Origin of the sequence: Streptomyces sp. SID4985 (genome assembly GCF_009863025.1) — a bacterium.
Lineage (GTDB): Bacteria > Actinomycetota > Actinomycetes > Streptomycetales > Streptomycetaceae > Streptomyces.
Genome location: NZ_WWIR01000394.1, coordinates 1 through 14,358, shown reverse-complemented (window position 1 = coordinate 14,358; position 14,358 = coordinate 1). Strand labels below are relative to the sequence as shown.

The 14,358-nt window shown below is 73.3% G+C and carries 14 protein-coding genes; 7 read left to right on the top strand and 7 right to left on the bottom strand.

Annotated elements, in window-relative coordinates:
- Positions 1-824: SGNH/GDSL hydrolase family protein (locus GTW40_RS17085; RefSeq protein WP_202486006.1), on the bottom strand; the 824-nt coding region annotated here is incomplete at its 3' end.
- A gap of 161 nt (positions 825-985) precedes the next feature.
- Between GTW40_RS17085 and GTW40_RS17080 the strand changes: the two genes are divergently transcribed.
- From GTW40_RS17080 to GTW40_RS17070, 3 genes are all read left to right on the top strand, one after another.
- A complete protein-coding gene (locus GTW40_RS17080; protein WP_161181061.1) occupies positions 986-2,377 on the top strand; it encodes a cystathionine beta-synthase in 1,392 nt (463 codons plus the stop codon).
- Positions 2,378-2,797: 420 nt separating this feature from the next.
- A complete protein-coding gene (locus GTW40_RS17075; protein ID WP_161181060.1) occupies positions 2,798-3,640 on the top strand; it encodes a MurR/RpiR family transcriptional regulator in 843 nt (280 codons plus the stop codon).
- 112 nt (positions 3,641-3,752) lie between these two features.
- Positions 3,753-4,355: a hypothetical protein gene (locus tag GTW40_RS17070; protein WP_343245724.1), complete on the top strand. Its 603-nt coding sequence runs from the start codon at positions 3,753-3,755 to the stop codon at positions 4,353-4,355.
- Here GTW40_RS17070 and GTW40_RS17065 read toward each other — a convergent pair whose 3' ends face one another.
- From GTW40_RS17065 to GTW40_RS17045, 5 genes are all read right to left on the bottom strand, one after another.
- Positions 4,356-4,730: a hypothetical protein gene (locus tag GTW40_RS17065; protein WP_161181059.1), complete on the bottom strand. Its 375-nt coding sequence runs from the start codon at positions 4,728-4,730 to the stop codon at positions 4,356-4,358.
- 19 nt (positions 4,731-4,749) lie between these two features.
- Complete coding sequence (locus GTW40_RS17060; protein ID WP_161181058.1) at positions 4,750-5,247, bottom strand: roadblock/LC7 domain-containing protein; 498 nt, start codon at positions 5,245-5,247, stop codon at positions 4,750-4,752.
- 31 nt (positions 5,248-5,278) lie between these two features.
- Positions 5,279-6,100, bottom strand: a complete 822-nt coding sequence (locus GTW40_RS17055) for a transcriptional regulator (protein ID WP_161181057.1) — start codon at positions 6,098-6,100, stop codon at positions 5,279-5,281.
- Positions 6,097-6,486, bottom strand: a complete 390-nt coding sequence (locus tag GTW40_RS17050; protein WP_161181056.1) for a hypothetical protein — start codon at positions 6,484-6,486, stop codon at positions 6,097-6,099. The genes GTW40_RS17055 and GTW40_RS17050 overlap by 4 nt, the downstream gene beginning before the upstream one ends.
- Positions 6,487-6,665: 179 nt before the next feature.
- Positions 6,666-8,036, bottom strand: a complete 1,371-nt coding sequence (locus GTW40_RS17045; RefSeq protein ID WP_161181062.1) for a diaminopimelate decarboxylase — start codon at positions 8,034-8,036, stop codon at positions 6,666-6,668.
- A 209-nt stretch (positions 8,037-8,245) separates the two neighbouring features.
- Here GTW40_RS17045 and hutU point away from each other — a divergent pair, with 209 nt between their 5' ends.
- The 4 genes from hutU (at position 8,246) to hutI (ending at position 13,822) form a co-directional block, all read left to right on the top strand.
- Positions 8,246-9,910: a urocanate hydratase gene (hutU, locus tag GTW40_RS17040; RefSeq protein WP_161181055.1), complete on the top strand. Its 1,665-nt coding sequence runs from the start codon at positions 8,246-8,248 to the stop codon at positions 9,908-9,910.
- A gap of 173 nt (positions 9,911-10,083) precedes the next feature.
- On the top strand, positions 10,084-11,286 hold the full coding sequence (locus tag GTW40_RS17035) for an allantoate amidohydrolase (RefSeq protein ID WP_161181054.1): 1,203 nt from the start codon (positions 10,084-10,086) through the stop codon (positions 11,284-11,286).
- Positions 11,283-12,620: a formimidoylglutamate deiminase gene (locus GTW40_RS17030; protein WP_161181053.1), complete on the top strand. Its 1,338-nt coding sequence runs from the start codon at positions 11,283-11,285 to the stop codon at positions 12,618-12,620. The genes GTW40_RS17035 and GTW40_RS17030 overlap by 4 nt, the downstream gene beginning before the upstream one ends.
- A 26-nt stretch (positions 12,621-12,646) precedes the next feature.
- Positions 12,647-13,822, top strand: coding sequence for an imidazolonepropionase (gene hutI / locus GTW40_RS17025; RefSeq protein WP_161181052.1), 1,176 nt, complete (start codon positions 12,647-12,649; stop codon positions 13,820-13,822).
- Positions 13,823-13,860: 38 nt separating this feature from the next.
- Here the strand turns inward: hutI and GTW40_RS17020 are convergent.
- A partial coding sequence (locus tag GTW40_RS17020; protein WP_161181051.1) for an RICIN domain-containing protein occupies positions 13,861-14,358 on the bottom strand: 498 nt, incomplete at its 5' end.

The following is a 14,358-nucleotide window of genomic DNA, read 5'->3' as shown; positions in this document are numbered from 1 at the left end:
GGCCACAGGCCGAGCGCCGCGCACACCGTCGGCAGCACGGCCATGGCGGCGGTGGCGTACCCCTCCGCCGAGGGGTGGTAGCTGTCCGGGCCGAACAGCTCCCGGGGGTTCGCCGCGAACTCCGGGCCGAGCAGATCGCCGAGCGACACCGTGCGCCCGCCCTGCTCCACGACCCCGATGGTCTGCGCCGCCGCGAGCTGCCGCGATGCCCGCCGGGCCAGCCAGCGCAGCGGCTGCTGCACCGGTTCGATGGTGCCGAGGTCGGGGCAGGTGCCGACGACCACCTCGGCGCCGGCCGTGCGCAACCGCCGTACCGCCGCCGAGAGATGGCGCACCGAGCGGGTCGGGGGCATCCGGTGGGTGACGTCGTTCGCGCCGATCATGATCACGCAGATGTCGGGCACGGGCAGCGGGGACGCCAGCACCAGGGCGACCTGGCGCTCCAGGTCGTCGGACTGCGCGCCGGTCAGCGCCACGTTCTTCAGCACCACCGGCCGCTCCGCCACCGCCGCGAGCCCCGAGGCCAGCAGCGCGCCCGGGGTCTGCCCCGCCCGGTGGACACCCTGCCCGGCCGCCGTGGAGTCGCCGAGCAGGGTCAGCCGGAGCGGCGGTTCGCCGGGCTCCTCGAACCCGGCGCCGTACACCCCGTCGGCCTGCGGCACCCGGCCGCCGGTCGCCCCGTTGCTCACCTGGCGCCGGGCCAGCCGCATCTCGGCCAGCACCAGGCCGACCGCGGCCACCCCGACCAGCCCGGCACCGCCGCCGCCGTACGCCGCCCCGGCCGCGATGCGCCGGGCCACTCTCGCCCTCGACAGGTTCGCCATGCGACGCCGCCACCTCCTCCTAGCCGTACACCCACTCCTTGCCCCGTACGGCATGTGCGCCAATCTCCACAGGGAGTGAAGGTCCGTCCGGCGTCACCCGGGGGCCGTAGGCTGGCGGAAACAACTACGACCACTGTTTTTGCAAGCAACCGGAGACAACGGTGCAATTCCACGACTCGATGATCAGCCTCGTCGGCAACACCCCGCTGGTGAAGCTCAACAACGTGACCGAGGGCATCCAGGCCACCGTCCTGGCCAAGGTGGAGTACTTCAACCCCGGCGGTTCCGTGAAGGACCGCATCGCCCTGCGCATGATCGAGGCGGCGGAAGCGAGCGGCGAGCTGAAGCCGGGCGGCACGATCGTCGAGCCCACCAGCGGCAACACGGGCGTCGGCCTCGCCATCGTGGCCCAGCAGAAGGGCTACAAGTGCATCTTCGTGTGCCCCGACAAGGTCAGCATGGACAAGATCAACGTGCTGCGCGCGTACGGCGCCGAGGTCGTGGTCTGCCCGACCGCCGTGGACCCGGAGCACCCGGACTCCTACTACAACGTCTCCGACCGGCTGGTGCGTGAGACGCCGGGCGCCTGGAAGCCGGACCAGTACTCCAACCCCAACAACCCGCTCTCCCACTATCACTCGACCGGCCCCGAGCTCTGGGAGCAGACCGAGGGGAAGATCACGCACTTCGTGGCGGGCGTCGGCACCGGCGGCACCATCTCCGGCACCGGCCGCTATCTGAAGGACGCCAGTGACGGCAAGGTCCAGGTCATCGGCGCCGACCCGGAGGGCTCGGTCTACTCCGGCGGCTCCGGCCGTCCGTACCTGATCGAGGGCGTCGGCGAGGACTTCTGGCCCACCGCCTACGACCGCACCGTGGCCGACGAGATCGTGCCGGTGTCCGACAAGGACGCCTTCCAGATGACCCGCCGCCTCGCCAAGGAGGAGGGCCTGCTCGTCGGCGGCTCCTGCGGCATGGCGGTCGTCGCCGCGCTGCGCGTGGCCGAGCGGCTCGGCCCGGACGACGTGGTCGTCGTCCTCCTCCCGGACAGCGGCCGCGGGTACCTTTCGAAGATCTTCAACGACGAGTGGATGGCCGACTACGGCTTCCTGGAGGACGAGGGCCCCAGCGCCCGCGTCGCCGCCGTGCTCAGCGACAAGGAGCACGGCTCCATCCCCTCCCTGGTGCACATGCACCCGGAGGAGACCGTCGGCCAGGCCATCGAGGTCCTGCGCGAGTACGGCGTCTCGCAGATGCCGGTCGTCAAGCCGGGCGCCGGTCACCCCGACGTGATGGCCGCCGAGGTCGTCGGCTCGGTCGTGGAGCGCGAGCTGCTGGACGCGCTGTTCTCCCAGCGGGCCTCGCTGGAGGACCCGCTGGAGAAGCACATGTCGGCCCCGCTGCCCCAGGTCGGCTCCGGCGAGCCGGTCGCGGACCTGATGCAGGTGCTCGGCTCGGCGGACGCCGCGATCGTGCTGGTCGAGGGCAAGCCGACCGGTGTCGTCAGCCGCCAGGACCTGCTGTCCTTCCTGGCCAAGGGCGGCACGCGCTAAGGCGTTTGCGCCGTTCTCGCCGACCCGTGGCGCACGCGGCATCTGAGTGTCACGTGCGCGCAGCACGTGCTTAACACGGGTCCCGCACAGTAGTGGGTACCGGCAGGGCGGGAGCGGCTCCCCGCCCGGGCCGGTGCCGTACGGCGTCCCAGGAACCTCCGGAGCGGCTCCCGGACCTCCATGGACGCCAAGGACGCCCTCGCCGGGCCTGACCCGGCGCGCGTCCCTCGCGGGGACCGCCGTCGTCCCGCCCCCCGGTGACGGGGGTGCGGCGGTCCCCGCGCAAGCCGCCTTCCGCGCGCTCGCGCCTTCCCTTTCTCCGCCCTCGTCCGCCATACCCCGGGCACTGCGGACTCCGCCCCTGTATAACGGTATGCAGGGAGCGTTCGGAGTGAATAGCGGGTGGGGGCGGCGAGAGGGATGAGTGTGGGCGACAGTCCTGCGAAACGGTTGCAGGCGCTCTTCGAGGGGCACCGGCTCACACCGACCCAGCGGCGCATCGCGCACAGCATGGTGCGGCGGGCCGCCGACGTGCCCTTCCTGTCCAGCGTGGAGCTGGCGGACCTGGCCGGGGTGAGCCAGCCCTCGGTCACCCGCTTCGCGGTCGCCCTCGGCTTCGACGGCTACCCGGCGCTGCGCCGCCATCTGCGCGAGGTGGTCCCCGTCGAACCGGCCGCCGAGACCGGCTCGTACAACGAGTACCAGCAGGCCGTCGAGGCCGAGATCGAGAATCTGCGGCATCTGGCCGACCTGCTCGCGGACCCGGCGCCGGTCCAGCAGGCGGGCCTCCTGCTCGCCGCCTCGCGGCCGCTGCCGGTGCTCGGGCTGCGTGCGGCCGCCCCGCAGGCCTTCGGCTTCGCGTACTTCGCGGCCAAGGTCCACCCGGACGTACGGCTGCTCGACGAGGGCGGCTCCATGGTGCAGGACCGGATCGACGCCGCCGTACGGGCCGGTGCCTCCGCGCTGCTCTGCTTCGCACTGCCCCGGCATCCACGCGAGGTCCTCGACGCCCTCGCCCACGCCAAGGAGGCCGGGCTGACCGTCGTCACCGTCGCGGACTCCGTGTTCGCGCCGGTCGCCAAGCACTCCGACCTGCTGCTGCCCGCCGCCGTCGGCACCGGGCTCGCCTTCGACACCCCGTGCGCGCCGATGATGCTCGGCCGGGTGCTCCTGGAGGCGCTGTGCGACGGACTCCCGGACGCGCAGGCCCGGTTGGAGGAGTTCGACGCGCGGGCCGCGGCCCGTGGGCTGTTCGTGGAGTGAACCGGCGCGCTTTTAAGGCTCGTCTCAGGTTCCGGCGCTAGCGTGCCGCGCTGACAGGGTGATCCCCGGCGCGGGCCGGGTGATCGACGCAACCGTGACACGGGAGGGTGACGTGGCGCGTGAAGGACGCGAGGGACGCGGCGGACACGGGCTGGCCCGGGTGGCCGTCGTCGTACGGGCCGGAGCCGCTCCGCTGGGGTGGCTCGGGGTGATCGCGGCCGGGACCGGCGCGGTGCCGTCGGGGCTGACGGGCCGAACGCCCGGCATCCTGGCTGGAGTTGTGCTGTTCGCCGGGGCCGCCGCCCTGGTGGCGCTGACACGCCGGAAACGGTACGTGGCACTCGCGCGCGGCGCGGTCCGTGCGGGACGGCACGACGTGCTCCAGGACCGCCGGGTGTCCGTGCGTAACTGGCGCCGGGGACACCGCTGGTGGCTGCTCCTGGCCTTCGCCGCCGCGCTCGGCAGCGCCTTCGCGGTGCCTGTGGCCGGGGGTCTGCTGCTCGCCGGGGCCGGTCTCGGACTGCGGCTCAAGGCCGCCTGGATCGGGCGGCGCGAACGCGCCCTGGACGCCCTGCTGTGGGTGCGGGTGGACTGGCTGGACGACCGGGGCGGCGCTCCTGCGGGCAACGCCGTCAAGGGGCTGCGCGCCACGGGCGTCGCGGCCGGCGACGCGGCCCCGGGCGGGGCCCGCCGCCGTACTCCGGCCGCCGTCTGATCAGACCTCCAGCTCCGCCTCGATCCGCTTCAGCTGGTGCCGGGCCATCGCCAGGTTGGCCCGGCCCGACTCCAGCACCAGGTACAGGAAGAGGCCGTTGCCGCCGCGCCCGGTGAGCAGGCGGATCAGGTGGTACTGGTCCGACAGCGTGATCAGGATGTCCTCGATCTCGGCGTTGAGACCCAGGTGCTCCATGGTGCGCATCTTGGCGCGGATCACGTCGGTGTTGCCCGCGGCGGCGACGTTCAGGTCGAAGGTCTTGCTGCCGCCCATCGTGCCCAGCGCCATGCCGCTGGTGTAGTCGACCAGCGCGACGCCCGTGGCGCCCTCGATGGTCGTGAGCGCTTCTTTCAGCGCCGTCTCGGTGTTCGCCATGGTGGGGTCCTTTCGCGGTTCAACTGTCGGTTGCGGTAGGTGTCTCGGTGGTCGGTGTGCGCAGGACGCGCGGGGTGCGGGTGCGCGGGGGCACGGCGCGGGCGGGCCGCTCGACGGGACGGGTACGCGCCTCCGCCTCGGCGGCGTCGAGCAGTTCGCCGACCCGGGCGCCGGAGCGGCGGCCCTCCAGGTGCAGCCGCCCGACGTTGACCCGGTCCTGGGCCAGCAGGGTCAGCACGGCGGTGCGCCCGGCCGCGTAGGTCGCGACGTAGCCGCGCTCGCCGCGCACCAGCAGCTCGCGGAAGCCGCCGTTGCCGGTGGCCTCGGCGACGCGTACGGAGACGCCGAGCGCGGCCGCGGTCAGCGCCGCGAGCCCGTCGGGGTCGACGCCCGGTGTGTCGTGGGCGACGACCAGGCCGTCCACGCCCGCCGCGAGGGCGCCGGTGAGCTGGGGTACCCGGGTGCGCAGCCGCCGCAGCTCGTCCAGGACGGCTTCCAGGTCCTGTTCACGCAGCATCAGCTCTGTCCTCTCGGCGGGGCGGTGCCGTTCAAAGGGCCTCCAGCGCATCCCTGAGCCTCTTCAGCAGCGCGATGTCGGGGTCGGTGACCGTCAGCAGGGGCGGAGTCGGCGGGAGCGGCAGCGGGTCGGGCGCCCGGTGCACCGGGGCGAGCAGTCCGGCCGCGGCGAGGCGGCGGACGTCCACCAGCGTGTGGAACGCCTGCCTGCCCAGCTCCCAGGCGATCAGGGTGGCCGTGCGGACGCCGTCGGCCCGGTCCAGCACCGCCCTGCGGCGGGCGGTGACCGGCGCCGCCGCCACCGGTGCGGCCCGCACCAGCGGGGCGCTGTCGGTCGCCGGGTCGGGCCACAGCCGGTGCAGCAGCAGCCGGCGGCGCAGCGTCTCGCGCTCCAGCGCGACCACCGGGACCGAGGGCAACGGGCCCGCGGTGGGCGAGCCGTCGTAGCGGAAGCGGCCCGGGGTGCTGCTCGGGGCGAGCGCGAAGTACCCGGCGTCGTACAGCGCGTCCAGGTGGCACAGCTCCAGCGCGCCCTCGGGCAGCAGCCCGGAGTCGAGGAGCAGCCGGGCGGCCTCCGGGACGCTCGCCGTCCGCTCGGCCGCCCGCTGCCAGGCGGTGACGGCGAGGGTGCCGTGGGCCGTAAGGAGCACGTCCAGGCCGGGCGCGAAAGGGCTCTCGGCGTGCACCACCCGCCCCCGCACCAGATACAGCGTGCCGTGCTCGCGGACGAGGACGCCGGTGGCCTCCTCCTCGGCCAGCCGCCGCAGCATCGGGGAGACCGCGCCCGCGGCCCTCTCGTGCGGGCTCGTCCTGTCCCGCACCGGCAGCGGCGGAGGTATCTCGACCACGGTCATCCCAGCACCAGCCGGGAGGCCATCTCGCCGAGCCGGATGCGGGCGAGGGCGAGGTTGCCCTCCTCGCGGCCGAGCCACAGATGGAGGAACACGCTGCTGTCGAAGGACGTGTCCACGAATCTCAGCAGGTGGTAGCTGTCGTGGTTGCTGACGATCACGTCCTCGACCGGCGGCCGTCCCTCGTCCGGTCCGGCGGCGGCGAACGCGCCGTGCTCGGCGGTCATCCGGGCCAGTTCGGCGGCCTCGGCGGCCGTCGTCTCATGGTCGCCGCCGGGGGCCTCCCCGACGGTGCCGAGGGCCAGTCCGCTCGTCCAGTCCACCAGCGCCGCCCCCCGGGCACCGGGCAGCCGCATGGCTTCCAGTAAGCACTCGTCGATTCCGGGCACCGTGGCTCCCCTCCCGCCTGTGACTCCGGTTGAGTGACAACGACACTACGCATCGTGTGCGTGGCGAGTGAGGGCTTTGGCATTTTCCTTTGGAACGTGCGCCCGGCGTACTAGTGTGGGTTGATTGGCCCGCGTTTCAAGGGCGTTGGTCTCTTTGTCCATGGACCACACGGCCCGCGTCAACGGCTGCCGGACGCACCCAGGGTGGTGATCGCGGCCGCGTGCGCCCCTCCGGATTCGGCCACGATCTCCGCCATCGTCTGCGGGGCCCGTACGGTCGCGAACGCCACCCCTCCCGAACCGTCCGGCACGAAGCCGTAAATCCCGGGCCGCGCAAGGGAGTTGTAGGGGTAGTGGTGGGCGAAGGAGTACGCGCCCGTGTCCAGCACCGCCGCGAAGTCCCCCTGCTCCAGCGCGGGCAGTGGCCGTCCCTCGGCCAGCAGGTCGCCCGCGAAACAGGCAGGCCCCGCCACGTCCTGCACCACCTCGGGCCCGGCCTTGGGGCGCCCCTCGGCGTCGTACGCGGCGACCCTGAGCGGCCACAGTTCGGGCGCGTACACCGTGCGCGTCGCCACCTGGACCCCCGCGTGCGTCACCGCGATCCGCCGCCCGCCCGTGCTCTTGGCGTACTCCACCCGGGCCACCACCGTGCCGTGCTTGGCCAGCAGCGACCGGCCGAACTCGGTCACCAGGCCGTACCGCCCGTCGAACAGCCCCGGCACCTCCTCGGCCAGCAGCCGCGCGTACCGCTCGTGCCCGGGTCCCTCGGCCTCCGAGGCGAAGTCCACCGACAGCCCGCCGCCGATGTCGACGGTGTCGATCTGCCGCCGCCCCGCCCGCGCGTTCACCTCCTCCGCGAGCGCGTACGCCTCCGCCACGCCCCGCGCGAGCAGCGGCAGCGGGATGCCCTGCGAGCCGGTGTGGGTGTGCAGCCGGGTCAGCCACGGTCGGTCCAGGAACGCTCGGACCACCCACTCCCGGGCCCCCTCGTCGCGCAGGCCCACCCCGAACTTGGAGGTCGCCGTCGCCGTCGAGGTCGCCCCGATGGAGCCCGCGCCGAGCTGCGGATTGACCCGGACGCCGAGCGGGGAACGGGTCGGCGCGGCCCGCACCAGCGCGTCCAGGCGGTCCAGCTCCTGCGGGCTGTCCGCGTTCACGGCGACACCGAGCGCCAGCGCCTCGCGCAGCTCGCCGGTGGTCTTGGCGGGGGAGTCAAGGACCGTGCGGTACGCGGGGATCCCGGCCGCGCGGACCAGCGCCAGTTCGCCGGGGCTCGCCGCCTCGGCGCCCAGGCCCTCCGCCTCCAGCAGGCTCAGCACCGGCACCAGCGGGGCGGCCTTCACGGCGAAGGCGTGCAGCACGGGGGTGCCCGGCGGCACCACGGCGTCGAACGCGGCGCGCAGGGCGGCCGCCGAGGCGCGGATGCCGGTGACGTCCAGGAGGGCGACGAGCGGGGTGTCCGGGCCGAGGAGACCCTGCGCCACGGCGGCGCGGACGGCGGCGTCGCGGCGGGTGGCGCGGGTCTGTGCGCCGTCGTCCTCGGGGTGGATGTGCTCCGGGAGGTCCTGCTCGGTGCGGTGCTCGGTGCCGATGCCGTGCTTGGTGCCCTGCTTCACGGGTGCCCCTCCTGCCGTCCTCGCTTCTGTCGTCGCTTCCAGCCAAACATCCGCGACGCGCGGACGTGGCCGCCCCACGCTATTGACTAGCCCTATTCACGACTGGAGGATGTGAATAGCCGTAGCTACAGGAGGAGCAGACGATGTCAGGACCTCGGCCCGTACGAGCACCGCGCGGCACGGAACTGAGCGCGCTGGGCTGGCAGCAGGAGGCCGCCCTGCGGATGCTCCAGAACAACCTCGACCCCGAGGTCGCCGAGCACCCCGACAAGCTCGTCGTCTACGGCGGCACGGGCAAGGCCGCCCGCGACTGGCGCTCCTTCGACGCCATGGTCCGCACGCTGCGCACCCTCAAGCAGGACGAGACCATGCTGGTCCAGTCCGGCCGCCCGGTCGGCGTCATGCAGACCCACGAGTGGGCCCCGCGCGTCCTCATCGCCAACTCCAACCTCGTCGGCGACTGGGCCAACTGGGAGGAGTTCCGCCGCCTGGAGGCCCTCGGCCTCACCATGTACGGCCAGATGACCGCCGGTTCCTGGATCTACATCGGCACCCAGGGCATTCTCCAGGGCACCTACGAGACCTTCGCCGCCGTCGCCGCGAAGAAGTTCGGCGGCACGCTCGCGGGCACCATCACCCTGACCGCGGGACTCGGCGGCATGGGCGGCGCCCAGCCGCTCGCCGTCACCATGAACGACGGCGTGGCGATCTGCGTCGACGTCGACCCCCGCGCCATCGAGCGCCGCATCGAGCACAAGTACCTCGATGTGAAGGCCGACAGCCTGGAGCACGCCCTCCAGCTCGCCACCGAGGCCCGCGACGCCCGCCGCCCGCTCTCCATCGGCGTCCTCGGCAACGCGGCGGAACTCGTCCCGCAGCTGCTCGCCATGAGCGCCCCCATCGACATCGTCACCGACCAGACCTCCGCGCACGACCCGCTGGCGTACCTTCCGGTCGGCGTCGACTTCGAGGACATGGCCTCCTACGCCGCGAAGGACCCGGCCGGGTTCACCACCCGCGCCCGCGAGTCCATGGCCCGGCACGTCGAGGCGATGGTCGGCTTCATGGACGCGGGCGCCGAGGTCTTCGACTACGGCAACTCCATCCGCGGCGAGGCCCAACTCGCCGGATACGACCGCGCCTTCGCCTTCCCCGGCTTCGTCCCCGCCTACATCCGGCCGCTCTTCTGCGAGGGCAAGGGCCCCTTCCGCTGGGCCGCGCTCTCCGGCGACCCGGCCGACATCGCCAAGACCGACAAGGCGATGCTGGAGCTGTTCCCCGAGAACGAGTCCCTCGCCCGGTGGATCAAGATGGCCGGCGAGCGGGTGCACTTCCAGGGGCTGCCCGCGCGGATCTGCTGGCTCGGGTACGGGGAGCGGGACAAGGCGGGGGAGCGGTTCAACGACATGGTCGCGAGCGGTGAGCTTGCCGCTCCGCTGGCGATCGGTCGGGACCACCTCGACTGCGGGTCCGTCGCCTCTCCCTACCGGGAGACCGAGGCGATGCTGGACGGGTCGGACGCGATTGCCGACTGGCCGTTGCTGAACGCGATGGTGAATGTGGCTTCCGGGGCGTCGTGGGTTTCCATCCACCATGGTGGTGGTGTTGGCATGGGGCGGTCGATTCATGCCGGGCAGGTCACTGTGGCTGATGGCACGCAGCTGGCGGGGGAGAAGATTCGGCGGGTGCTGACGAATGACCCCGGTATGGGTGTCATTCGGCATGTGGACGCGGGGTACGACATCGCGGAGTCCGTTGCCGAGGCGCGGGGGGTTCGGGTGCCTATGCGCGAGGGTGACGAGGCGTGAGGGACGGCAGCTCTTCGGTGGGGGCTGACGGGGCGTTGCCGTCTGCGGCTTCGACCGCGCCCACCCTCCCCCAAGCTCTCGACTCCGCTCGAGCAGGGGGGACCCCCATCGCCCTGCGGAACGACTGCCCACGGTCGGAGCGGGGTGCTGTTCGTCGGCCGTCCTTCCACAGCATGTGGGCTGAGCTGCTCCCTGTCGGGCGTCACTCCGCCTCCGGCGGCTACCGGCGCTACGCCTGGACCGGTGCCGACGCCGACTGCCGGGACTGGTTCCGGGAGCAGGCCGAAGCGCGCGGGTTGGCCTACGAGGTCGACCGGAACGGCAACCAGTGGGCCTGGTTCGGTGATCCCTCCGAGGGGGATGCCGTCGTCACCGGGTCGCATCTCGACTCCGTGCCGGACGGCGGGGCCTTCGACGGGCCTCTCGGGGTCGTGTCGGCCTTTGCCGCGCTGGATGAACTCCGGTCGCGTGGAGCGGTGTTGGACCGCCCCCTCGGCATCGTCAACTTCGGGGACGAGGAGGGGGCCAGGTTCGGGCTGGCCTGTGTCGGTTCGCGGCTCGCCGCCGGACAGCTCACCGTCGAGCAGGCCCACCGGCTCACCGACGGGAACGGTGTCACGCTGCCGCAGGCCATGGAGGCCGCCGGATACGACTCCGAGGCCATCGGGGCCGACCCTGAACGCCTCGCCCGCATCGGTGCCTTCGTCGAGCTGCACGTCGAGCAGGGGCGGGCGCTGGACCTGTCCGGGGACCAGGTCGGGGTCGCCAGTTCCATCTGGCCGCACGGGCGGTGGCGGTTCGACTTCCGGGGGGAGGCGAATCACGCGGGGACGACACGACTCGCCGACCGGCGGGACCCGATGCCGGCCTACGCCGAGACCGTGCTCGCCGCCCGGCGGGCCGCCGAACTCGCCGGTGCCGTCGCGACGTTCGGGAAGGTCGCCGTCGAGCCCAACGGGGTCAACGCCATCCCCTCCCTGGTGCGCGGGTGGCTCGACTCCCGGGCCGACGGGCAGGAGACCCTGGACACGGTCGTCACCGAGATCGAGCGGGCCGCGCGGGAGCACGCGCACGCGCACGGGATCGACCTGGAGGTCGTACGGGAGTCGTTCACGCCCGTCGTGGAGTTCGATCACGCGCTGCGCGACGAGCTCGCCCGACTCCTTGGCCGGGAGACCGAGTTGAAGGTGCCCGTGCTCGGGACCGGGGCCGGGCACGACGCCGGGATTCTCGCGACGAGCGTGCCGACCGCCATGCTGTTCGTGCGCAACCCCACCGGTGTCTCGCACTCCCCGGCCGAGTTCGCCGCCGAGGACGACTGCGTGGCCGGGGTGCGTGCGCTCGCCGACGTACTGGAAGGACTGGCCCGCAGGTGACCAAGGGGACCTATTGGCTGGAGCACGCCTGGCTCGGTGACTACGTCGAGCCCGGCGTGACCGTCGAGGTGGCGGACGGCCGCATCACCGCCGTCCGCACCGGCACGGACACCCCGCCGCCCGGTGCGGAGATCCTGCGCGGACTCACCCTGCCGGGGCTCGCCAACGCCCACTCGCACGCCTTCCACCGCGCCCTGCGCGGCACCGTCCAGGTCGGGTCCGGCACCTTCTGGACCTGGCGCGAGGTGATGTACTCCGTCGCCGACCGGCTGACCCCGGAGACGTACCACGCACTGGCCCGCGCGGTGTACGCCGAGATGGCCCTCGCCGGCATCACCTGTGTCGGCGAGTTCCACTATCTGCACCACGACCGGGGCGGCGCCCGCTACGCCGACCCCAACGCCATGGGCGAGGCGCTGATCGCGGCCGCCGCCGAGGCAGGCATCCGGATCACCCTCCTCGACACCGCCTATCTCTCCTCCGGCTTCGGCGAGCCGCCCACCGCCCACCAGCTCCGCTTCTCCGACGGCAGCGCGGAGTCCTGGGCCGCACGCTGTTCAGTTCTCAAGGAACGGGATCACGCGCGGATCGGCGCGGCCATTCACTCCGTACGGGCCGTGCCCGCCGAGGGGCTGGCCACCGTCGCCCGCTGGGCCGAGGAGCGGCGGGCCCCGCTGCACGTGCACCTCTCGGAGCAGACCGCCGAGAACGACGCGTGTCTCGCCGCCCACGGCGTCACCCCGACCCGGCTGCTCGCGGACCACGGCGTGCTCGGTCCGCGCACCACCGGGGTGCACAACACCCACCTCACCGAGCAGGACATCGCGCTCCTCGGCGGCTCCGGCACCGGCACCTGCATGTGCCCGACCACCGAACGCGACCTGGCGGACGGCATCGGCCCCGCCGTCGCCCTCCGGCGCGCGGGCTCACCGCTCTCCCTCGGCTCCGACAGCCACGCCGTCATCGACCTGCTCGAAGAGGCGCGCGCCATGGAGCTGGACGAGCGGTTGCGCACCCGCACCCGGGGCCACTGGACCGCCGCCGCGCTGCTGCGCGCCGCCACCGAGGACGGTCACGCCGCGCTCGGCTGGCCGGAGGCGGGCGCCATCGAACCCGGACGCGCGGCCGACCTCACGACCATCGCGCTCGACTCGGTCAGGACGGCCGGACCGCCGCCCCGGCTCGGCGCCGAGACGGCCGTATTCGCGGCGAGCGCGGCGGACGTACGGCACACGGTCGTGGGCGGCCGCCACGTCGTACGCGACGGGGCGCACCTGCTCGTACCCGATGTGCCGCGCGCGCTCGCCGACGCGATCGCGGCCCTGAGCGGCTGACCCCCACCGGCACCCACGAGGACACCATGAGCAGCAGCACCGCCATCACCAACATCGCCACGCTGGTCACCAACGACCCCTCCCTCGGTGACGGTTCCCCTCTCGGACTCATCCAGGACGCGGCCCTGGTCATCGACGGCGAACGCGTCGTGTGGGCCGGTGAGTCAAGCAAAGCACCCGCCACTGACAATCGCCTCGACGCCGGTGGAAAGGCGGTCCTGCCGGGGTTCGTGGACTCCCACTCGCACCTGGTGTTCGCCGGGGACCGCACGGCGGAGTTCAACGCCCGCATGTCGGGCCGCTCCTACTCGGCGGGCGGCATCCGCACCACCGTCGCGGCCACCCGCGCCGCGAGCGACGCGGAACTGGAGGCGGGCCTCACGCGGTATCTCGCCGAGGCGCTGCGCCAGGGCACGACCACGATGGAGACCAAGTCGGGCTACGGCCTGACCGTCGAGGACGAGACCCGCGCCCTGCGCCTCGCGGCCCGGCACACCGACGAGGTGACGTACCTCGGCGCGCACATCGTCGCGCCGGAGCTGGCCGGTGACCCGGCCGCGTACGTCGCCCTGGTGACCGGCGAGATGCTGGACTCCTGTGCCCCGCACGCCCGTTGGATCGACGTGTTCTGCGAGAAGGGCGCCTTCGACGGCGACCAGGCCCGCGCGATCCTCACCGCCGGGCGCGCCAAGGGGCTGCACCCCCGCATCCACGCCAACCAGCTCTCCTACGGCCCCGGCGTCCAGCTGGCCGTCGAGCTGGACGCGGCCAGCGCCGACCACTGCACGCACCTCACCGACGCCGACGTGGACGCGCTGGCCCACAGCGACACGGTGGCCACGCTGCTGCCCGGCGCCGAGTTCTCCACTCGCGCCGAATGGCCGGACGCCAGGCGGCTGTTGGACGCGGGCGTCACGGTCGCGCTGTCCACGGACTGCAACCCCGGCTCGTCCTTCACCTCGTCCGTGCCGTTCTGCGTCGCGCTGGCCGTACGGGACATGGGCATGACCCCCGACGAGGCGGTGTGGTCCGCCACGGCGGGCGGCGCGGCGGCCCTGCGCCGCACCGACATCGGCCGCCTCACGCCCGGCAGCCGGGCCGACCTGCTCCTGCTGGACGCGCCGAGCCATGTGCACCTGGCCTACCGCCCCGGCGTTCCGCTGGTCGGCGAGGTGTGGCGGAACGGCGTCCGGGTGGCCTGACCGGCCCGGTGCCTTCTGTGTGCGGGGTCCCGCCCTCGTCAGCGGGCCCCCGCCCGCCACCGCTGCTCCCGGCCGCCGTCCAGGGGCCGCAGCTCCACCCCGCCGTCGCCGTCGGGCACCACGGCCGTCTCGATGGCGATCTCCGGCCTGATGGTGCCGTCGGGGTCGACCGTGAAGCGGAGGTTCTGGCCGTTTCCGCCGTTGACCGAGTCGCAGGTCCAGATGCCCACGCCCCGGTCGGTGTCGCCCCGGCTGTCCAGGCAGAAATCGGAGTCGGCGGCCGAGCGGACGACCCCCAGGTCGCTGTCGACGCTCCAGCGCTGGCCGGGCGAGGACGTGCAGGGGGCGGTGACGACGTCGGTGCCCTTGTCGAAGTCGCCGTCGCGTACCTCCAGGCACGTGCTGGTGGCCAGATTCACCACCTGGGCGCGGGCGGCGCCCGGGGGCGGAGGCGGAGGCGTGGGCGAGGGGCTGGGTTCGTCGTGGGTCGGCCGGGGCGTCGGGCGGTGCGAAGTCCGGTGTGGGGAAGGGGACTT

Excerpts from the sequence above, each read along its gene's own strand:
- GTW40_RS17035 (WP_161181054.1), top strand. The coding sequence starts at position 10,084 with ATGTGGGCTGAGCTGCTCCCTGTCGGGCGTCACTCCGCCTCCGGCGGC.
- hutU (WP_161181055.1), top strand. The coding sequence starts at position 8,246 with ATGTCAGGACCTCGGCCCGTACGAGCACCGCGCGGCACGGAACTGAGC.
- GTW40_RS17060 (WP_161181058.1), bottom strand. The coding sequence starts at position 5,247 with ATGCTGCGTGAACAGGACCTGGAAGCCGTCCTGGACGAGCTGCGGCGG.
- GTW40_RS17055 (WP_161181057.1), bottom strand. The coding sequence starts at position 6,100 with ATGACCGTGGTCGAGATACCTCCGCCGCTGCCGGTGCGGGACAGGACG.
- GTW40_RS17075 (WP_161181060.1), top strand. The coding sequence starts at position 2,798 with ATGAGTGTGGGCGACAGTCCTGCGAAACGGTTGCAGGCGCTCTTCGAG.
- GTW40_RS17065 (WP_161181059.1), bottom strand. The coding sequence starts at position 4,730 with ATGGCGAACACCGAGACGGCGCTGAAAGAAGCGCTCACGACCATCGAG.
- hutI (WP_161181052.1), top strand. The coding sequence starts at position 12,647 with ATGAGCAGCAGCACCGCCATCACCAACATCGCCACGCTGGTCACCAAC.